This is a genomic window from Enterococcus viikkiensis (genome assembly GCF_005405345.1).
GTDB classification, from domain to species: Bacteria; Bacillota; Bacilli; order Lactobacillales; family Enterococcaceae; genus Enterococcus_A; species Enterococcus_A viikkiensis.
Genome location: NZ_BJDW01000006.1, coordinates 112,970 through 128,712, shown reverse-complemented (window position 1 = coordinate 128,712; position 15,743 = coordinate 112,970). Strand labels below are relative to the sequence as shown.

14 protein-coding genes are annotated in these 15,743 nt (G+C 38.9%); 12 read left to right on the top strand and 2 right to left on the bottom strand.

The genetic code is table 11. From position 1 onward, the window contains the following. Positions 1-201 precede the first annotated feature (201 nt). Positions 202-1,779, top strand: a complete 1,578-nt coding sequence (locus FFM67_RS05085; protein ID WP_137613507.1) for a peptide chain release factor 3 — start codon at positions 202-204, stop codon at positions 1,777-1,779. Positions 1,780-1,797: 18 nt separating this feature from the next. Further along, positions 1,798-3,582, top strand: coding sequence for a hypothetical protein (locus FFM67_RS05080; protein WP_137613506.1), 1,785 nt, complete (start codon positions 1,798-1,800; stop codon positions 3,580-3,582). 14 nt (positions 3,583-3,596) lie between these two features. Here FFM67_RS05080 and FFM67_RS05075 read toward each other — a convergent pair whose 3' ends face one another. After that, positions 3,597-3,893, bottom strand: a complete 297-nt coding sequence (locus FFM67_RS05075) for a DUF1827 family protein (protein WP_071860944.1) — start codon at positions 3,891-3,893, stop codon at positions 3,597-3,599. Between the two features lie 155 nt (positions 3,894-4,048). Then, entirely contained in the window at positions 4,049-6,268 is a 2,220-nt protein-coding gene (locus FFM67_RS05070; protein ID WP_137613505.1) for an ATP-dependent Clp protease ATP-binding subunit, read from the bottom strand. A gap of 432 nt (positions 6,269-6,700) precedes the next feature. On the opposite strand from FFM67_RS05070, the gene FFM67_RS05065 reads away from it, so the two are divergent. The 10 genes from FFM67_RS05065 to FFM67_RS05020 all read left to right on the top strand — a co-directional run bounded on the left by FFM67_RS05065 (position 6,701) and on the right by FFM67_RS05020 (position 15,680). Then, positions 6,701-6,967 carry a phosphocarrier protein HPr gene (locus FFM67_RS05065; RefSeq protein WP_067623808.1) on the top strand — a complete coding sequence of 89 codons (267 nt, stop codon included), beginning with the start codon at positions 6,701-6,703 and terminating at the stop codon, positions 6,965-6,967. Continuing rightward, the gene (gene ptsP / locus FFM67_RS05060) at positions 6,967-8,694 is read left to right on the top strand and encodes a phosphoenolpyruvate--protein phosphotransferase (RefSeq protein ID WP_137613504.1); all 1,728 of its coding nucleotides are present in this window, start codon (positions 6,967-6,969) and stop codon (positions 8,692-8,694) included. Before FFM67_RS05065 ends, ptsP begins: the two co-directional genes overlap by 1 nt. A 159-nt stretch (positions 8,695-8,853) precedes the next feature. Next, complete coding sequence (locus FFM67_RS05055; protein WP_137613503.1) at positions 8,854-9,897, top strand: LTA glycolipid anchor biosynthesis glycosyltransferase, IagA/BgsA family; 1,044 nt, start codon at positions 8,854-8,856, stop codon at positions 9,895-9,897. 15 nt (positions 9,898-9,912) lie between these two features. Further along, on the top strand, positions 9,913-11,151 hold the full coding sequence (locus FFM67_RS05050) for a glycosyltransferase family 4 protein (protein ID WP_137613502.1): 1,239 nt from the start codon (positions 9,913-9,915) through the stop codon (positions 11,149-11,151). Positions 11,152-11,183: 32 nt separating this feature from the next. Next, positions 11,184-12,077, top strand: a complete 894-nt coding sequence (locus FFM67_RS05045) for an NAD(P)-dependent oxidoreductase (protein WP_137613501.1) — start codon at positions 11,184-11,186, stop codon at positions 12,075-12,077. Between the two features lie 110 nt (positions 12,078-12,187). Continuing rightward, positions 12,188-12,418 carry a YkuJ family protein gene (locus tag FFM67_RS05040; protein WP_010740403.1) on the top strand — a complete coding sequence of 77 codons (231 nt, stop codon included), beginning with the start codon at positions 12,188-12,190 and terminating at the stop codon, positions 12,416-12,418. A 161-nt stretch (positions 12,419-12,579) separates the two neighbouring features. Beyond that, positions 12,580-13,743 (top strand): SAM-dependent methyltransferase, encoded by a 1,164-nt coding sequence (locus FFM67_RS05035; RefSeq protein ID WP_137613500.1) that lies wholly within the window; start codon positions 12,580-12,582, stop codon positions 13,741-13,743. A 260-nt stretch (positions 13,744-14,003) separates the two neighbouring features. Next, positions 14,004-14,444 carry a fatty acid biosynthesis transcriptional regulator FabT gene (gene fabT, locus FFM67_RS05030; protein WP_137613499.1) on the top strand — a complete coding sequence of 147 codons (441 nt, stop codon included), beginning with the start codon at positions 14,004-14,006 and terminating at the stop codon, positions 14,442-14,444. After that, complete coding sequence (locus FFM67_RS05025; protein ID WP_137613498.1) at positions 14,441-15,400, top strand: beta-ketoacyl-ACP synthase III; 960 nt, start codon at positions 14,441-14,443, stop codon at positions 15,398-15,400. Before fabT ends, FFM67_RS05025 begins: the two co-directional genes overlap by 4 nt. A gap of 52 nt (positions 15,401-15,452) precedes the next feature. Further along, positions 15,453-15,680, top strand: coding sequence for an acyl carrier protein (locus tag FFM67_RS05020; RefSeq protein ID WP_071860953.1), 228 nt, complete (start codon positions 15,453-15,455; stop codon positions 15,678-15,680). Positions 15,681-15,743 lie beyond the last annotated feature (63 nt).

Here is a 15,743-nt window from a genome sequence, read left to right as displayed (position 1 = left end):
ATTCAGATTGTCGTTACGCATACCATTTTGCTAATCTCAATCAAGCAAGAAGAAAAACTGGTAAAAAGCTGAGGGAGTTCGCGAAAGCCTTTCTTATAGATCACAACAAAAAACGATTCAACTTTTCAAGCAAGTAAAATCCATGCTATACTGATTGGGTTGAAATTTTAAAGAAACTAGCTAGATGAATGGAGCAATAATATGAACAATCCTAATTTAAAACAACAAGTGGACAGTCGTCGCACGTTTGCCATTATTTCCCACCCGGATGCTGGTAAAACGACGATTACTGAACAATTATTATTATTCGGCGGCGCGATCCGTCAAGCCGGAACCGTTAAAGGTAAAAAAACCGGGAACTTTGCGAAATCCGATTGGATGGATATTGAAAAGCAACGTGGGATCTCAGTGACCAGTTCGGTGATGCAGTTTGATTTTGACGGCAAACGAGTCAATATTTTGGATACCCCGGGACACGAAGATTTTTCAGAAGATACCTATCGTACTTTAATGGCCGTCGATAGTGCCGTCATGGTAATTGATAGCGCCAAAGGGATTGAGGCCCAAACGAAAAAACTTTTCCAAGTCGTTAAACGTCGTGGCATTCCGATTTTTACCTTCATTAATAAATTAGACCGTGATGGTCGTGAACCTTTGGAATTATTGGAAGAGCTGGAAGAATTATTAGACATCGAATCCTATCCAATGAATTGGCCGATCGGCATGGGAAAAGGGTTGGAAGGTTTATATGATATCTACAATGAACGGATCGAATTTTATCGCCCAGAACAATACGAAGGCGAACGCTTTGTTAAGCTGACTGATGGCGAAATCGCTGGAGCCCATCCGTTAAAAGAAAAGTCGATTTATGAAGATGTTTTAGGTGAAGTTGAGCTCGTTCGAGAAGCAGGCGATCAATTTGATCTTGAAAAAATTGGCCGTGGCGATCAAACCCCTGTCTTCTTCGGCTCAGCTTTAACGAATTTTGGGGTTGAAACCTTTTTAGAATCTTTTGTAGACTTAGCCCCAAAACCACATGCCCATAAAACTGAAGAGGGTGAAGCTGTTTCACCTTACGAAGAAGAATTTTCCGGCTTTGTCTTTAAGATCCAAGCTAATATGAATCCAAATCATCGTGATCGGATCGCTTTTGTCCGTGTTTGCTCAGGAACTTTTGAGCGGGGGATGGATGTCTTTTTAGGCCGGACAGCGAAGAAAATGAAATTGAGTAATGTCACGCAATTTATGGCGGATGCCAGAGAAAATGTAGAAGAAGCCGTGGCAGGAGATATTATCGGGGTCTATGATACCGGGAACTACCAGATCGGTGATACGATATATGAAGGAAAATTAAAGGTTGCCTATGAAGAATTGCCTTCATTTACACCGGAATTATTTATGAAGGTCACCGCTAAAAATGTGATGAAGCAAAAATCCTTCCATAAAGGAATTTATCAACTCGTTCAAGAAGGCGCAATCCAATTATACAAGACCTATTTGACGGATGAATATATTATCGGTGCAGTGGGTCAATTGCAGTTTGAAGTCTTTCAATATCGAATGCTGAACGAATACAACGCTGAAGTTGTCATGACGCCAATGGGAAATAAAATCGCTCGCTGGATTGATCCAGAACAATTAGATGAACGCATGAGTTCTAGTCGGAATATTTTAGCGAAGGACCGCTTCGATCAACCACTATTTTTATTCGAAAATCAATTTGCGATGCGTTGGTTTGCGGATAAGTATCCAGATGTAGAATTGAAGAGCTTGATGTAGTCAAAAGGAGATAGATACATGCAACAAGTAATGGTTCGCGGTAAAAAATTTAGACAAAAAATTTTAAAGCAGCCAAGTAAATATCTTTTGATTCTAGGATTGCTCGGGTTGACCGTGCTTCGATTAGTTTTATGTGTTAAAGCTGCCTACTACGTTAATTTATTTGCTGGCTATGATGATCAATTATTTATTCGTTATAGCAACTCCATTTTACAAGGACATTGGTTAGGGGATTATTCTACGAAAACTTTGTCAAAAGGGATTTCGTATTCTCTTTTTATGGCGTTAGGGAATAAGCTTCACTTAAGCTATGGTGTGTTGTTAGGCTTGTTCAATATCCTAGCAAGTGCTGTTTCGACAAGGGCTTTGCTGCCTTTGATCAGAAATCGTTGGCTTCTAACCTTTATTTATAGCTTCTTTCTATTTTCACCGGTCACTTTTACGGGTGAATACAGTACACGTATTTATCGCAATACCTTGGTTGTGCCGGCAGTATTGCTATTGATTGGTTGTTTGGTGGGGCTATATTTTAGAAGGACAGCAAAACTAAACTCATTTGCTCTTTGGAGTGTCGGTTTATCGCTGGTTTTTCCTTTTTATTGGTATATTCGGGAAGATTCACTTTGGTTATTACCTTTAATGATTGTGGGACTGTTAATTATTGCGGGGTCAGTAATCTTTGAAAATAAGCTACACTTTAAATTGACAACGCTGGTTTTTTCAGAGAAATCAATTATGATTCACAAGTCTCAGCTAACGAAGTTGTTTCTGTGTATCCTGCCTTTTGTTTTGCTGGGTACGACTACGGCAGTTTTAAAAAATATGAACGAAATACATTACGGAATCGCAATAGCCAATGATCGAACCGGCGGTGCTTTTGGTAAAGTTTCCAAGCAATTAATCAGAATGGATGATGGTACGGATTTAAATGAAAAAAATAGCAAGATCTGGGTTTCTCGCAAAGCTATTGAAAAAGCCGAGTCAGTATCGCCAACATTAAAAGCAATCAGTAAAAATATCGATTGGATTTATCAAGGAAGTCCTTGGAGCGGCGGAGAGGATATTGCAGGTGATATCATTTTTTGGGCATTGAGAGATGCTGCGGCACAATCAGGATATTATAAGGATGGAAGAAAGACCGAGGCGTTTTGGCAAAAAGTCAATACCGAGTTAACAACCGCGTACAAGAAAAAGCAACTTACGAAGAAAAAGGAAATCTATTTGACCGCTACCGGCGATGGTAAGCGTAAAAAAGACCTACCACTTGTTGCTGAATTTATGAGATCGGGTATTGACTATACGGTGTTTTACAAAAGCTATCAGCAAGGTTCTGATGCTACACTAGGACCACAAGAAGATGTCCAAATGGCTGAAAAAATATTAAATCATTCCTTTGCTAATAATTGGAGAGATATTAATCAGCCTAATCCAAAACCAATCGAATTAACAAAAACTGCTAAAATTGCTAATACGATTATTAAGATCTATCAAAAAACAGTACCTCTGTGGTTGATTATTTTTTGTGTAGGAATTTTTTTAAGTTTGTTTGGCAGTTTTTTTTCTAAATCTAACTCTAGTACTTTTAGAGGCCTGTTACTATTAATAATTGGTCTAAGTTTATCTTATGTCATTTTTTTGATTGGCGTTTCATGGTTTTGTTCATGGGCGCCAGAGAGACGCGATTTATTTATGATGATTTACACTGGAGGTGGGGTACCAGTTATTCAATGGATTGAAGTACTTGCTTTAGTGGGTATCTTCCAACTGCCGCGAATCGCTAGTAAAGTAAACAAAAAGAGTTGAAGCTAATTTTAGCTTCAACTCTTTTTTATCGACATCTCAATTAATCCTGGTGATTCTAAGTACGAAATGTTTTCAAAATCATAGGTACCGTCGTTTAATTTACGCTTAAAGTATTTATGTACAAATTCAACTTCGGTGGGTAATATGTTTCGATTCTTATTTTTGAGAACTATCTCAGCATGTTTATAGGCATCTGTATAGATCACGGTTGTGTTACCAATCGTGTAGACTTTAATCATATTTGCATCGGTATTCTCCAATTGATTATAGACCATTCGAGAATGACTATTTGTAACATTGATAAGTTTCATCGCGAAACACCTTCTTCCAACAGAATACGTTATAAGATAATTATATAAAAATTATTAAAAAAAAAGAAGGAAATTGCTCGAAATAGATGAATAAATTAAAAAAATTTACAGAGAGAAAAGGGATTCCCGCGTTTTGCGGGAATCCTTTTTAACAGTTATTTATCTTCTTTAGCCAATCGTTCAGGCTTTGATGTAATGACGATATGATCTTCTTTATCCAGTTTCGCTTTTAATTCAGTAATGGTTGGATGATCAAGATAGAATTCGGCAACGCCGTCCTCAATTGTTTCTTGGATCGTCCGACGAAGTGGGCGAGCTCCCATTGCTGGATCGTAGCCTAAGTCAACCAATTTTGCTTTGACATTGTCTGGTACATCGATGGTAATTTTTTGTGAAGCTAACATTTCATTCACATCGTCTAACATCAATGATACGATCTTCATCAAGTTTTCTTTCGACAATGAACTGAACTCGACAATTGCATCGAAACGGTTCAAGAATTCTGGTGCAAAGAAATCTTTTAGTTGACCTAAGACCGAACGGGTTACGCCGTCACGAGCAGCACCAAAACCAACATTGGCTTCGATTTTACCAGTTCCAGCATTACTTGTCATAATAATGATTGTGTCCTTAAAGCTGACTGTCCGACCTTGAGAATCGGTCAAGCGGCCATCGTCAAGGATTTGCAAGAACATATGCAGCACATCCGGATGGGCTTTTTCGATTTCGTCTAACAAAATCAAGCTGTATGGATGACGACGGACTTGCTCAGTTAATTGACCGGCTTCTTCATAGCCAACATAGCCTGGAGGTGAACCAATCAATTTAGAGACGCTGTGTTTTTCCATATATTCACTCATGTCAAAACGAATCATTGAATCACTTGAGCCAAATAATTCTTCGGCTAACTGACGGGCTAATTCTGTTTTACCAACACCCGTAGGTCCCACGAATAGGAACGAACCGATTGGACGATTTTTCTTATTTAAACCAACTCGATTACGGCGAATGGCTTTCGCGACCTTTTCAACTGCTTCATCTTGTCCGATGACGTGATGTTTCAAATCTTCAGATAGATTCTTCAATTGTGTTTGTTCTTTTTCTTTTAATTCGCCAACTGGAATACCTGTCCGTTTTTCAACGATTTGTTCCATATCTTTTTCAGTGATGACCGGTGTTTCTTCATCGGTTAATTGGCGATCTTTCATTGTTTGTAATTTATTAATTTGATCACGGTAGTAAGCAGCTTTTTCAAAATCTTCTTCTTTAGAAGCTTGAGACTTTTGTTGTTCTGCTTCAGCTAATTTCTTTTCGATCGTTTTTGGATCGACGATTTGGATCGTTAAATTCTTCTTCGAACCTGTTTCATCTAATAAGTCGATGGCTTTGTCGGGTAAGAAGCGATCTTGGATGTAACGATTTGAAAGTTCAGCCGCTGCTTTGATGGCATCCTCAGTATATTTTACATGATGATAATCTTCATAGCGAGGTTGCAAGCCTTTCAAAATCTCGATTGTTTCTTGAACAGAAGGTTCTTCGACACGAACAGGTTGCATCCGACGTTCTAAAGCGGCGTCTTTTTCAATGATCCGGTACTCATTTAAAGTCGTAGCGCCAACCATTTGTAATTCGCCTCGAGCTAACGCTGGCTTTAGAATATTTCCAGCATCCATGTTGCCATCACCGGCAGCACCAGCGCCGACAATTTCATGCACTTCGTCAATGAAAAGAATAATGTTTTCCGCTTGGCGAATTTCATCGATTAGTTTTTGCATCCGTTCTTCAAATTGTCCGCGAATTCCGGTCCCTTGAACGAGCGAAGCGACATCTAAACGAATGACTTCTTTGTCCATTAATTTCTGTGGTACATCACCGTTGACGATTTTTTGAGCTAAACCTTCAACTACGGCTGTTTTACCAACACCAGGTTCGCCGATTAAAACGGGATTGTTTTTTGTCCGGCGATTTAAAATTTCAATCACTCGTTGAATCTCATCATCTCGTCCGACTACGGGATCAATATTTCCTTCACGTGCTTGACCGGTGATATTAATGCCATACTCATCAAGTAAACCACCGCCGCCATTTCCGCGAGGGGGTTGATTGTTCATTCCATTTCCACCACCAAATTGAGTCGGTGGTGTTTGATCTGCAGCGCCTTGTCGTTGTTGCATTTGTTGCGACATTGAGCGGAACAAATCGTCTAAACTTCCAAAACCAAAAGGATCATTTCCTGCCATTTGTGGCGCACCTCCAGCTTGATTCTTCAATTTTTGATAGCAACTTTGGCAATAATCTAATTGCTTTCGCTGTCCATTAACATTTGCGTATAAATGAATCGTTGCTTCATTTTCGTGACAATTTTGGCAAAGCATCTTTTTCACCCTTTCTATACTTGTTGTTTCTATTGTACATCGAGTAAGCGAATCTCGTAAAAAGATACGCTGGTCAATAGTTTGACTATCACTGACCATGAATTTATTATAGCGTGATTTAAAATAAAAGCAAACAGTTTGTCTCAGAAATTAGCAATCAAACAACGAGAGTGCTAAAACGTTGCCTAGAGGGTTTTTGTGACACCTCCGTGTTATGGAATAAAAATGAAAACAAAGAAAATCAATAGGTAGAAGAACTAGCTAAGATATTTTAAGAAAGGGCATACATTCAGCTTGAATAAATCGATTAAAATTGTTGTATCAAGTGCAAAAAAATGGTAATCTAAGGAAATGAAGGGCCCAAAATTGTCTTTGTTATCATTAAAGCCCTAACATAAAAAAACATTTTTTTTATAAAGGAGAACGGTCAATATGGAAAAAAAAGATTTTCACGTAGTAGCAGAAACAGGGATTCATGCACGTCCTGCAACTTTATTAGTGCAAGCTGCAAGCAAATTTAACTCTGATATCAATTTAGAGTATAAAGGGAAATCAGTTAACCTTAAATCAATTATGGGCGTAATGTCTCTAGGTGTTGGCCAAGGTTCTGACGTTGTTATCTCTGCTGAAGGTGCTGACGAAAAAGAAGCAATGGAAGCTATCGAAGAAACAATGAAAAAGGAAGGATTATCTGAATAATGGTTGAATTACTAAAAGGTATTGCCGCAAGTGATGGCGTAGCCGTTGCAAAAGCTTATCTGCTAGTACAACCGGATTTATCTTTCAAACAAAATACTGTAGAAGACACTGCTGCCGAAGAAAAGCGTTTAGACGACGCTTTGGCGGCTTCTTCTGCTGAATTAGAAAAAATTCGGGATAAAGCAGCGAAAAGCTTAGGTGAAGAAGAAGCACAAGTTTTTGATGCTCATTTAATGGTTCTTTCAGACCCAGAAATGATTGGTCAAATTAAACAACATATCCAAGACAACAAAGTGAACGCTGAAAGCTCACTTAAAGAAGTTACTGATATGTATATCGGCATGTTCGAGGCGATGGATGACAACGCTTATATGCAAGAACGTGCAGCGGATATCCGCGACGTTACAAAGCGTGTATTGGCGCACCTTTTGGGTGTTACTTTACCTGATCCATCAATGATTGACGAAGAAGTTATCGTTGTCGCGCATGACCTTACTCCAAGTGATACTGCGCAATTAGATAAAAACTTTGTAAAAGCCTTCGTTACTGATATTGGCGGACGTACATCGCATTCAGCGATCATGGCTCGTTCATTAGAAATTCCTGCAATCGTAGGAACCAAAGAAATCACTTCTAAAGTTAAAGAAGGCGATGTTTTAGCGGTGAACGGAATCATTGGGGAAACAATCGTTAACCCAACTGATGATCAAGCAGCTGAATACAAAAAAGCCGGCGAAGCTTACGCTGCTCAAAAAGCAGAGTGGGAAAAACTTAAAAATGCTGAAACAGTGACTGCTGACGGCAAACATTTTGAATTAGCAGCAAATATCGGTACACCAAAAGATCTTGAAGGCGTTCATAACAATGGTGCTGAAGCGATCGGTTTGTACCGGACTGAGTTCTTATACATGGACTCTCCTGATTTTCCTACAGAAGACGATCAGTTTGAAGCTTATAAAGCTGTTTTAGAGGGTATGGGTGACAAACCAGTCGTCGTTCGGACAATGGATATCGGCGGAGACAAAGAATTACCTTACTTGACTTTACCTCACGAAATGAATCCATTCTTGGGTTACCGTGCATTACGTATTAGTTTATCTGAATTGGGCGATGACATGTTCCGCACGCAGTTACGTGCTTTGTTACGTGCCTCTGTTCATGGAAACTTGCGAATCATGTTCCCGATGGTTGCTACATTAAAAGAATTCCGTGCAGCGAAGAAAATGTACGAAGAAGAAAAAGAAAAATTGGTTAAAGAAGGCGTGAAAGTTTCTGACACGATTCAAGTCGGAATCATGATCGAAATTCCTGCAGCAGCTGTTTTAGCTGACAAATTCGCAAAAGAAGTTGACTTCTTCAGCGTTGGAACCAATGATTTGATTCAATATACAATGGCGGCTGACCGTATGAACGAACGCGTTTCATACCTTTACCAACCATACAACCCTTCAATTTTACGTTTGATTAAAAACGTGATTGACGCAGCGCACGCTGAAGGCAAATGGGCTGGCATGTGTGGCGAAATGGCTGGCGATCAAACTGCTGTTCCATTATTAATGGGTATGGGCTTAGACGAGTTCTCAATGAGTGCGACTTCTATTCTTAGAACGCGTAGCTTGATGAAACGTCTAACAACAACTAAGATGGCTGAATTAGCTGACAAAGCATTAAAAGAATGCGATACAATGGAAGAAGTTCAAGCAGTAGTTGAAGAATACGTAAAATAGATTTTGTTTAAAGGAGCTGTAAAGGGACTTATTCCTTTTACAGCTTCTTTTTTATTCAGTAATTATTTGTTTCTTTGAATTCCTTAAAATCAGACCACAGGTTGAGATAAAGCAGGAAGCCTTATGATATAATTGATTTGTTTTTGAGGGGGGCAGTTTATGAAGATTTTACTTTACTTTGAAGGTCAGAATGTCATCGGAAAATCCGGGATTGGTCGAGCACTCAGTCATCAAAAAAGAGCATTGGCATCTGCTGGGATCGAATACACGCTAGATCCTAGTGCGACTGATTATGATATCTTACACATTAATACGTATGGGTTAAAAAGCTATCATTTAGCACGAAAAGCCAAAAAAATGGGTAAAAAAGTGATTTATCATGCACATTCAACTGAAGAGGATTTTCGAAACTCATTTGTCGGTTCTAACCAACTTGCTCCGTTAGTAAAAAAATGGCTTGTGGGCTTGTATGGAATGGCGGATCACTTGATCACGCCGACACCGTATTCAAAAAAATTATTACGTAATTATGGCTTGAAACAGCCTATCGCAGCCATTTCAAATGGGATTGACTTAAAAAAATATTACCCTGATGAATACAAAGAGGCTGCTTTTCGTAAGCATTTTCACTTAAGTGAGACACAAAAGGTCGTCATCTGTGTCGGTCTATTTTTTGAACGTAAAGGAATCATTGACTTCGTTGAGATCGCAAAAAAAATGCCTGAATATACATTCATTTGGTTTGGTGCTGTGCCGATGTTTTCGATTCCAGCGAATATCCGACTCATCGTAAATAAGAATCATCCTGCCAATGTGTTGTTCCCTGGCTATATCAATGGCGATTTGATTGAGGGAGCGTACTCTGGTGCAGATCTCTTTTTCTTTCCTTCTTATGAAGAAACGGAAGGAATCGTGGTTCTCGAGGCGTTGGCCAGCCAGCAGCAAGTCTTATTGAGAAATATTCCAGTCTATCAAGGATGGATGCAGGATCAACAGAATTGTTATATGGGCAATACCAATCAGGAATTCGAAGAGCTGATTCGTCAGTTAGTCAATCATCGGCTACCTAATTTAACGTTAGCCGGTTTTAAGACCGCTCAAGCTAAAAGTATCACGGAAATTGGGCAAGAATTGAAGGCGGTCTATCAGGCCGTCTTGCAATTACCTTATGATCATCAAATATATTCAAAGGTAACAAAATAGTTTGGAGGTTTTAACGTGCGGATCGGTTTTTTTACAGACACTTATTTTCCCCAAGTCAGTGGGGTAGCTACTTCAATTAAAACGTTAAAAGAACAGTTAGAAAGCCAAGGACATGAGGTTTATATTTTTACCACGACTGATCCTGAAGCAGAGGATTTTGAAAAAGATATTGTACGGATGCCGAGTGTTCCCTTTATCTCTTTTACGGATCGTAGAATCGTGGTAAGAGGAATTTGGTTCGCTTACCAAATCGCTAAAGAATTAGAGTTAGAAATTATTCATACCCATACCGAATTTGGTGCTGGATTTTTAGGAAAAATGGTTGCGAATCGTTTGCATATTCCGGTCGTTCATACGTACCACACCATGTATGAAGATTATTTGCATTACATCGCTAATGGGAAAGTCGTTCGGCCTACTCATGTGAAACACTTTATTAAAATGTTCGTCAATCATTCTACAGGGGTTGTTTGTCCTAGCCAACGAGTGGTGGATACGTTAAAACGCTATGACGTGGATGTGCCTATGAAAATTATCCCGACCGGTATCGAAGTTGACCGCTTTATCCGGCCAGATATTACTTCTATCGAAACCGAAGCCTTACGTGAAAAATTAGGCATTCAAAATGGGGAATTGATGATATTATCACTGAGTCGAATCTCTTATGAAAAAAATATTCACGTCATTGTTCAACAATTCCCGGAAGTTCTTATGAGTTTTCCCAACGCCCGGCTAGTAATTGTCGGTAAAGGACCCTATCGAGATGAGTTAGAAGAATTAGTGGAACAATTAGGGATTCAAAAATATGTTCAATTTACTGGCGAAGTCCCCCATGAGGATGTCGCTTGTTATTACCATGCGGCAGATTATTTTGTTAGTGCCTCGACGTCTGAGACACAAGGATTGACCTATGCTGAAGCGATTGCTTCTGGCACTCAATGTGTGGTAGAGGGCAATGACTATTTGAACCAATTAATCAATCATGAAACATTAGGTGCTACCTTTGAGCAGGATGAAGATTTTAGTGATGCATTGATTCATTATATGCAACAGCAGATCAAAATGGACCCGGCTATTCAGGCGGAAAAACTAATTGAGATTTCTGCTGAACGTTTTGGGTCTGAAATTTTTAACTTCTATCAAGAATTAATCCATTACTATGGAGAAAATCATGATGAAGAGCGCTTACCGAAACGAACGGTTCGGAAAATGCGGGTACGGATTGCTTCATTAAAAAATAGCGAGGATAAGTAAAGGCGAAATCCATCTCTTGATGTATACTAGAGATGGATTTATTCTTTTATGTGGAGGTTAGAGAAATGAATATAGGATTTATCGGAACAGGCGTGATGGGAAAATCCATCGTGAAACATTTTTTAGCAGCAGGACATGAAGTGGCCGTTTATAATCGGACGAAAAGCAAAACGGATGAATTAGTGAAACAAGGTGCGGTTTGGCAGGATACTCCTGGAGAAGTTACTGCAGTTAGTGAGATTGTTTTTTCAATGGTGGGCTATCCGAGCGATGTAGAAGAAATTTATTATGGCGAAAAAGGCATTTTTTCAGTTGATAGCAACAATAAAATTTTTGTTGATTTAACCACCTCGACACCGACTTTAGCTGGGAAGATTTATGAGACAGCCAAAGAACGTGGAGCGGTAGCATTAGATGCACCGGTATCGGGTGGTGATCTCGGTGCGCAAAATGCCACTTTGACAATCATGGTTGGTGGCGATCAAGCGACCTACGATCAGGTTGTACCGCTATTTAAGGTTATGGGTAAAAGTTATTCGTTGCAAGGGGCAGCTGGAGCGGGACAACATACGAAAATGGCCAATCAAATTATGATCGCTGGAACTATGACTGGAATGACTGAAATGCTGGTCTACGCGAAAGCTGCGAATTTGGATATGGAGAAAGTTCTAGCTACATTAGGCGGCGGTGCAGCCCAGAACTGGTCAATGACGAATTATGCACCGCGAATCTTAAAAGAAGATTACAGCGCGGGTTTCTTCGTTAAACATTTTATCAAAGACTTAAAAATTGCTTTGGATGAAGCGGAAAAAATGCAGTTAGATCTGCCTGCAACAAAACTAGCGACGGAGCTTTATGAACGTTTAGCAGATGAAGGATTTGAAAATGATGGGACTCAAGCCTTGATCAAACTATGGTGGTCGTAATCTTAAGTTAGATTTAGTGAAAAATTCATAAATTAATTGATGAAAATCAATGCAAGATACGATTGGATTTGATACAATAAGACAGAATTGAGAAGAAGGGGGGCATCTAGATGAAACATTCACAATTAGTTGCCATTATTAAACGCTTAGAAGCTATGACTGAATCAACTGATAATGAAGTACAATTACGTCGTTTTGAAAAAGAAGGCGTAGAGAAATGTACTGTAACTTATGATAATACGACAGAAACATTCGAATTAACCGAAAGCGACAGTAAACAATCTTATCAATTCGATAACATTGATATCGTTGCTATGGAAATTTATGACTTGATTCAATAAAACGGGGAAACCCGTTTTTTTGTTGTTTGCTTTTTTGTAAACGTTTTAATCTTGTTTTTAATTATAAATCCATGAGGAATTCCTTTTTTTGTCGAAACCAAGGCCATATCTTTTGAAAATATCCTTCTTTAGTCAGAAAATATCCTATGGGAGGCAATGTTATGTTAGATAAAGAAGTTTATAATCAACTATTTAAGCCGTCTTTTTCTCAGAAAACAGAAGTTACTTTTTGGGATGGTTCGGTAAAAGAATACGGGAATTCTGAAGGAGAAATCGTTTTTAAAATTATTTTTAATGAGAAGATTCCAGTAAAGGAATTAATCAATAATGCATCCTTAGCATTAGGTGAAGCATATATGGAGAAGAAGATCGAAATTGAAGGAAATCTGCAAGCGTTGATTTACGATGTTTACAATCAGTCAAACGGCTTTTTCCATAATGCGAATTTTAAAAAATGGTTGCCAAAAGAAAAGCATACAAAAAAACAGTCCGCTCACGATATTCATAGCCACTATGATTTAGGTAATGATTTTTATGAGCTATGGTTGGATAAAACGCTAACCTATTCTTGTGCTTATTTTGAAACACCAGAGGATAGCTTAGAGCAAGCACAGATCAATAAAGTACATCACATTTTGGATAAATTATTCATCCAGCCTGGCGAAACATTATTAGACATTGGGTGCGGCTGGGGAACATTGATTTTTACTGCTGCGAAGGAATACAAAGTAAAAGCTAAAGGGATTACTTTAAGTGAAGAACAGTACCAGCATATCCAAAAAATTATCAAAGAAGAGCAGTTAGAAGATAGCGTCTCAGTTGAATTGAGGGACTATCGTGATGTGAATGGAGAATTTGACCATATCACTAGTGTTGGGATGTTCGAGCATGTCGGTGGGGAAAATCTGCAAGAATATTTTAAAGTGGTGGAAAATCATTTAGCACCAAATGGAACCGCACTGATTCACGGAATTAGCCGCCAACAAGGTGGCGCAACAAATGCATGGATCAACCAATACATTTTCCCTGGTGGCTATATTCCTGGCGTGACAGAACTCGTTGGACATATTACTGAAAATAATTTGCAATTGATCGATCTAGAAAGTTTGCGCCGTGATTATCAATTGACGTTGGAACATTGGACACAAAATTTCCACCAAGTCGCTGCACAAGTGATGGAACAAAAAGATGAAGCCTTTTATCGAATGTGGGATTTGTATTTACAAGCCTGCGCCGCTTCATTCCAAGCCAGCAATATTGATGTTATTCAGTATTTACTGGTTCGTCCAAATAATAATAGTATTCCGATGCATCGGAATGTCTAATTTTAAAAAAAGAAAAGTCAGCTGTGTTCCGACAGCTGACTTTTCTTTTTTTTTAAAGGTGGGAATAATCACTCAATAAAGCCAAACTATCCAACAATATACTTTGATTGCCAAAGTATTAGAATAGACGACTATTAATTGATCGTTTGTTTAAATCATTAATTTTTAATTAATTAAAAAAATCTTGTTGCATTCAGAAAAAAAATAAGATATAGTTTGAACATCAAATGATTTGATAATCAAACTAATTAGGTGATGACATGGAAAGAAACTGGGAAGAACTGAATACCTATTTAGTTTCAATTTTCAACGACGTTTTGTCGATTGAAGAAAACGAACTAAAGAAATCGCAATTTAGCGATTTGACGATTACTGAGATGCACACCATCGACGCTATCGGGATGTATAAGAAGAAAACGACAACCGAAGTCGCTAGAGAATTACTGGTGACAGTTGGTACACTTACAACCTCGATCAATCGTTTAGTAAAAAAAGGATACGTCGAACGAATCCGTAGTGAAGATGATCGCCGGGTAGTGAAGTTGGGCTTAACTAAAAAGGGCAGACTCGTATTTCGGGTTCATCAGCATTTTCATCATGAGATGGTGAAACGTGCCATCAAGGATCTGGACACGGATGAGCAGGAAGTATTCTTAAAAGCTTTAGTTAATCTATTTAGTTATTTAGAGGAGATAAAATGATGAGCTTCGGAAAAATTCGCGCGACAGCCCGTTATCTACCTGAAAAAATGGTCACGAATGACGACTTAGCTAAATGGATGGATACCTCAGACGAATGGATTCAATCACGCACGGGGATCAGACAGCGACATATAGCAGAGGCTGAAAATACTTCGGACTTGTGTTTCAAAGTGGCGGAAAAACTGATTGCCAAAACGGAAATTGATCCGTTGAGCTTAGACTTTATTATCGTGGCTACAATGTCACCGGATTATACCTCACCTTCTGTTGCTTGCCAGGTGCAAGGTCAATTGGGTGCGAAAAATGCGATGGCCTTTGATGTATCTGCAGCTTGTGCGGGCTTTGTTTATGCGTTAGCGACTGCGGAGAATTTCATGCGTGGTGGGATGCAGCGAGGAATCGTGATTGGTGGCGAGAAAACATCGAAGCTTTTAGACTGGCAGGATCGGTCTTCAGCCGTTCTTTTCGGTGACGGAGCCGCAGGTGTTTTATTGGAAGCCAGTAAAGAAGCTTCTATTATAAAGCAAATGTTGCGAGCGGATGGGGAACGAGCGAATGCGTTGACTGCTGGTTTTCGTCTGAACAATAATGTTTTTCATGAAAGTCCTGAAATTAGTACAGCTTTAGTCATGGATGGCCGCGGAATTTGGAATTTTGCCTTAAATGATGTGACTAAAAGCTTGAAAGAATTTATCGGCGAAGATTCTGTAGATTACTATCTACTGCATCAAGCCAATAAACGAATCATTGAGAAAATCGCTCGCAAAACGAAAGAACCGATTGAAAAATTCCCGATGAATTTAATGAACTACGGGAACACTTCAGCGGCGAGCATTCCGATTCTATTGGATGAGCTCGTTGAAGCAGGGACTCTAAGTTTAAACAGCAATCAAAAAGTGGTATTGACAGGCTACGGCGGCGGATTGGCATGGGGCAACCTATTGATCCAGCTGTAAGTTTGTTAAAAATATAAAACTAAAACTTAAAAATTATCGGAGGAAACAACTTATGACATTCGAAAAAATTCAAGACATCATCGTGGAAGAACTAGGAGTAGAGAAAGACGAAGTAAAATTGGAAACGAACATCCAAGAAGACTTAGAAGCAGATAGCTTAGATTTATTCCAAATCATCAACGAAATCGAAGACGAATTTGACGTGAAGATCGAAACAGAAGACGGCATCAAAACAGTTAAAGATTTAGTTGAATACGTTGAAAAACAACAAAACGCTTAATTAATAAAATTTTGGGAAAAGGCTAGGCGTAAGGCCTGGCCTTTCCTGCTATTAGGAGACGAT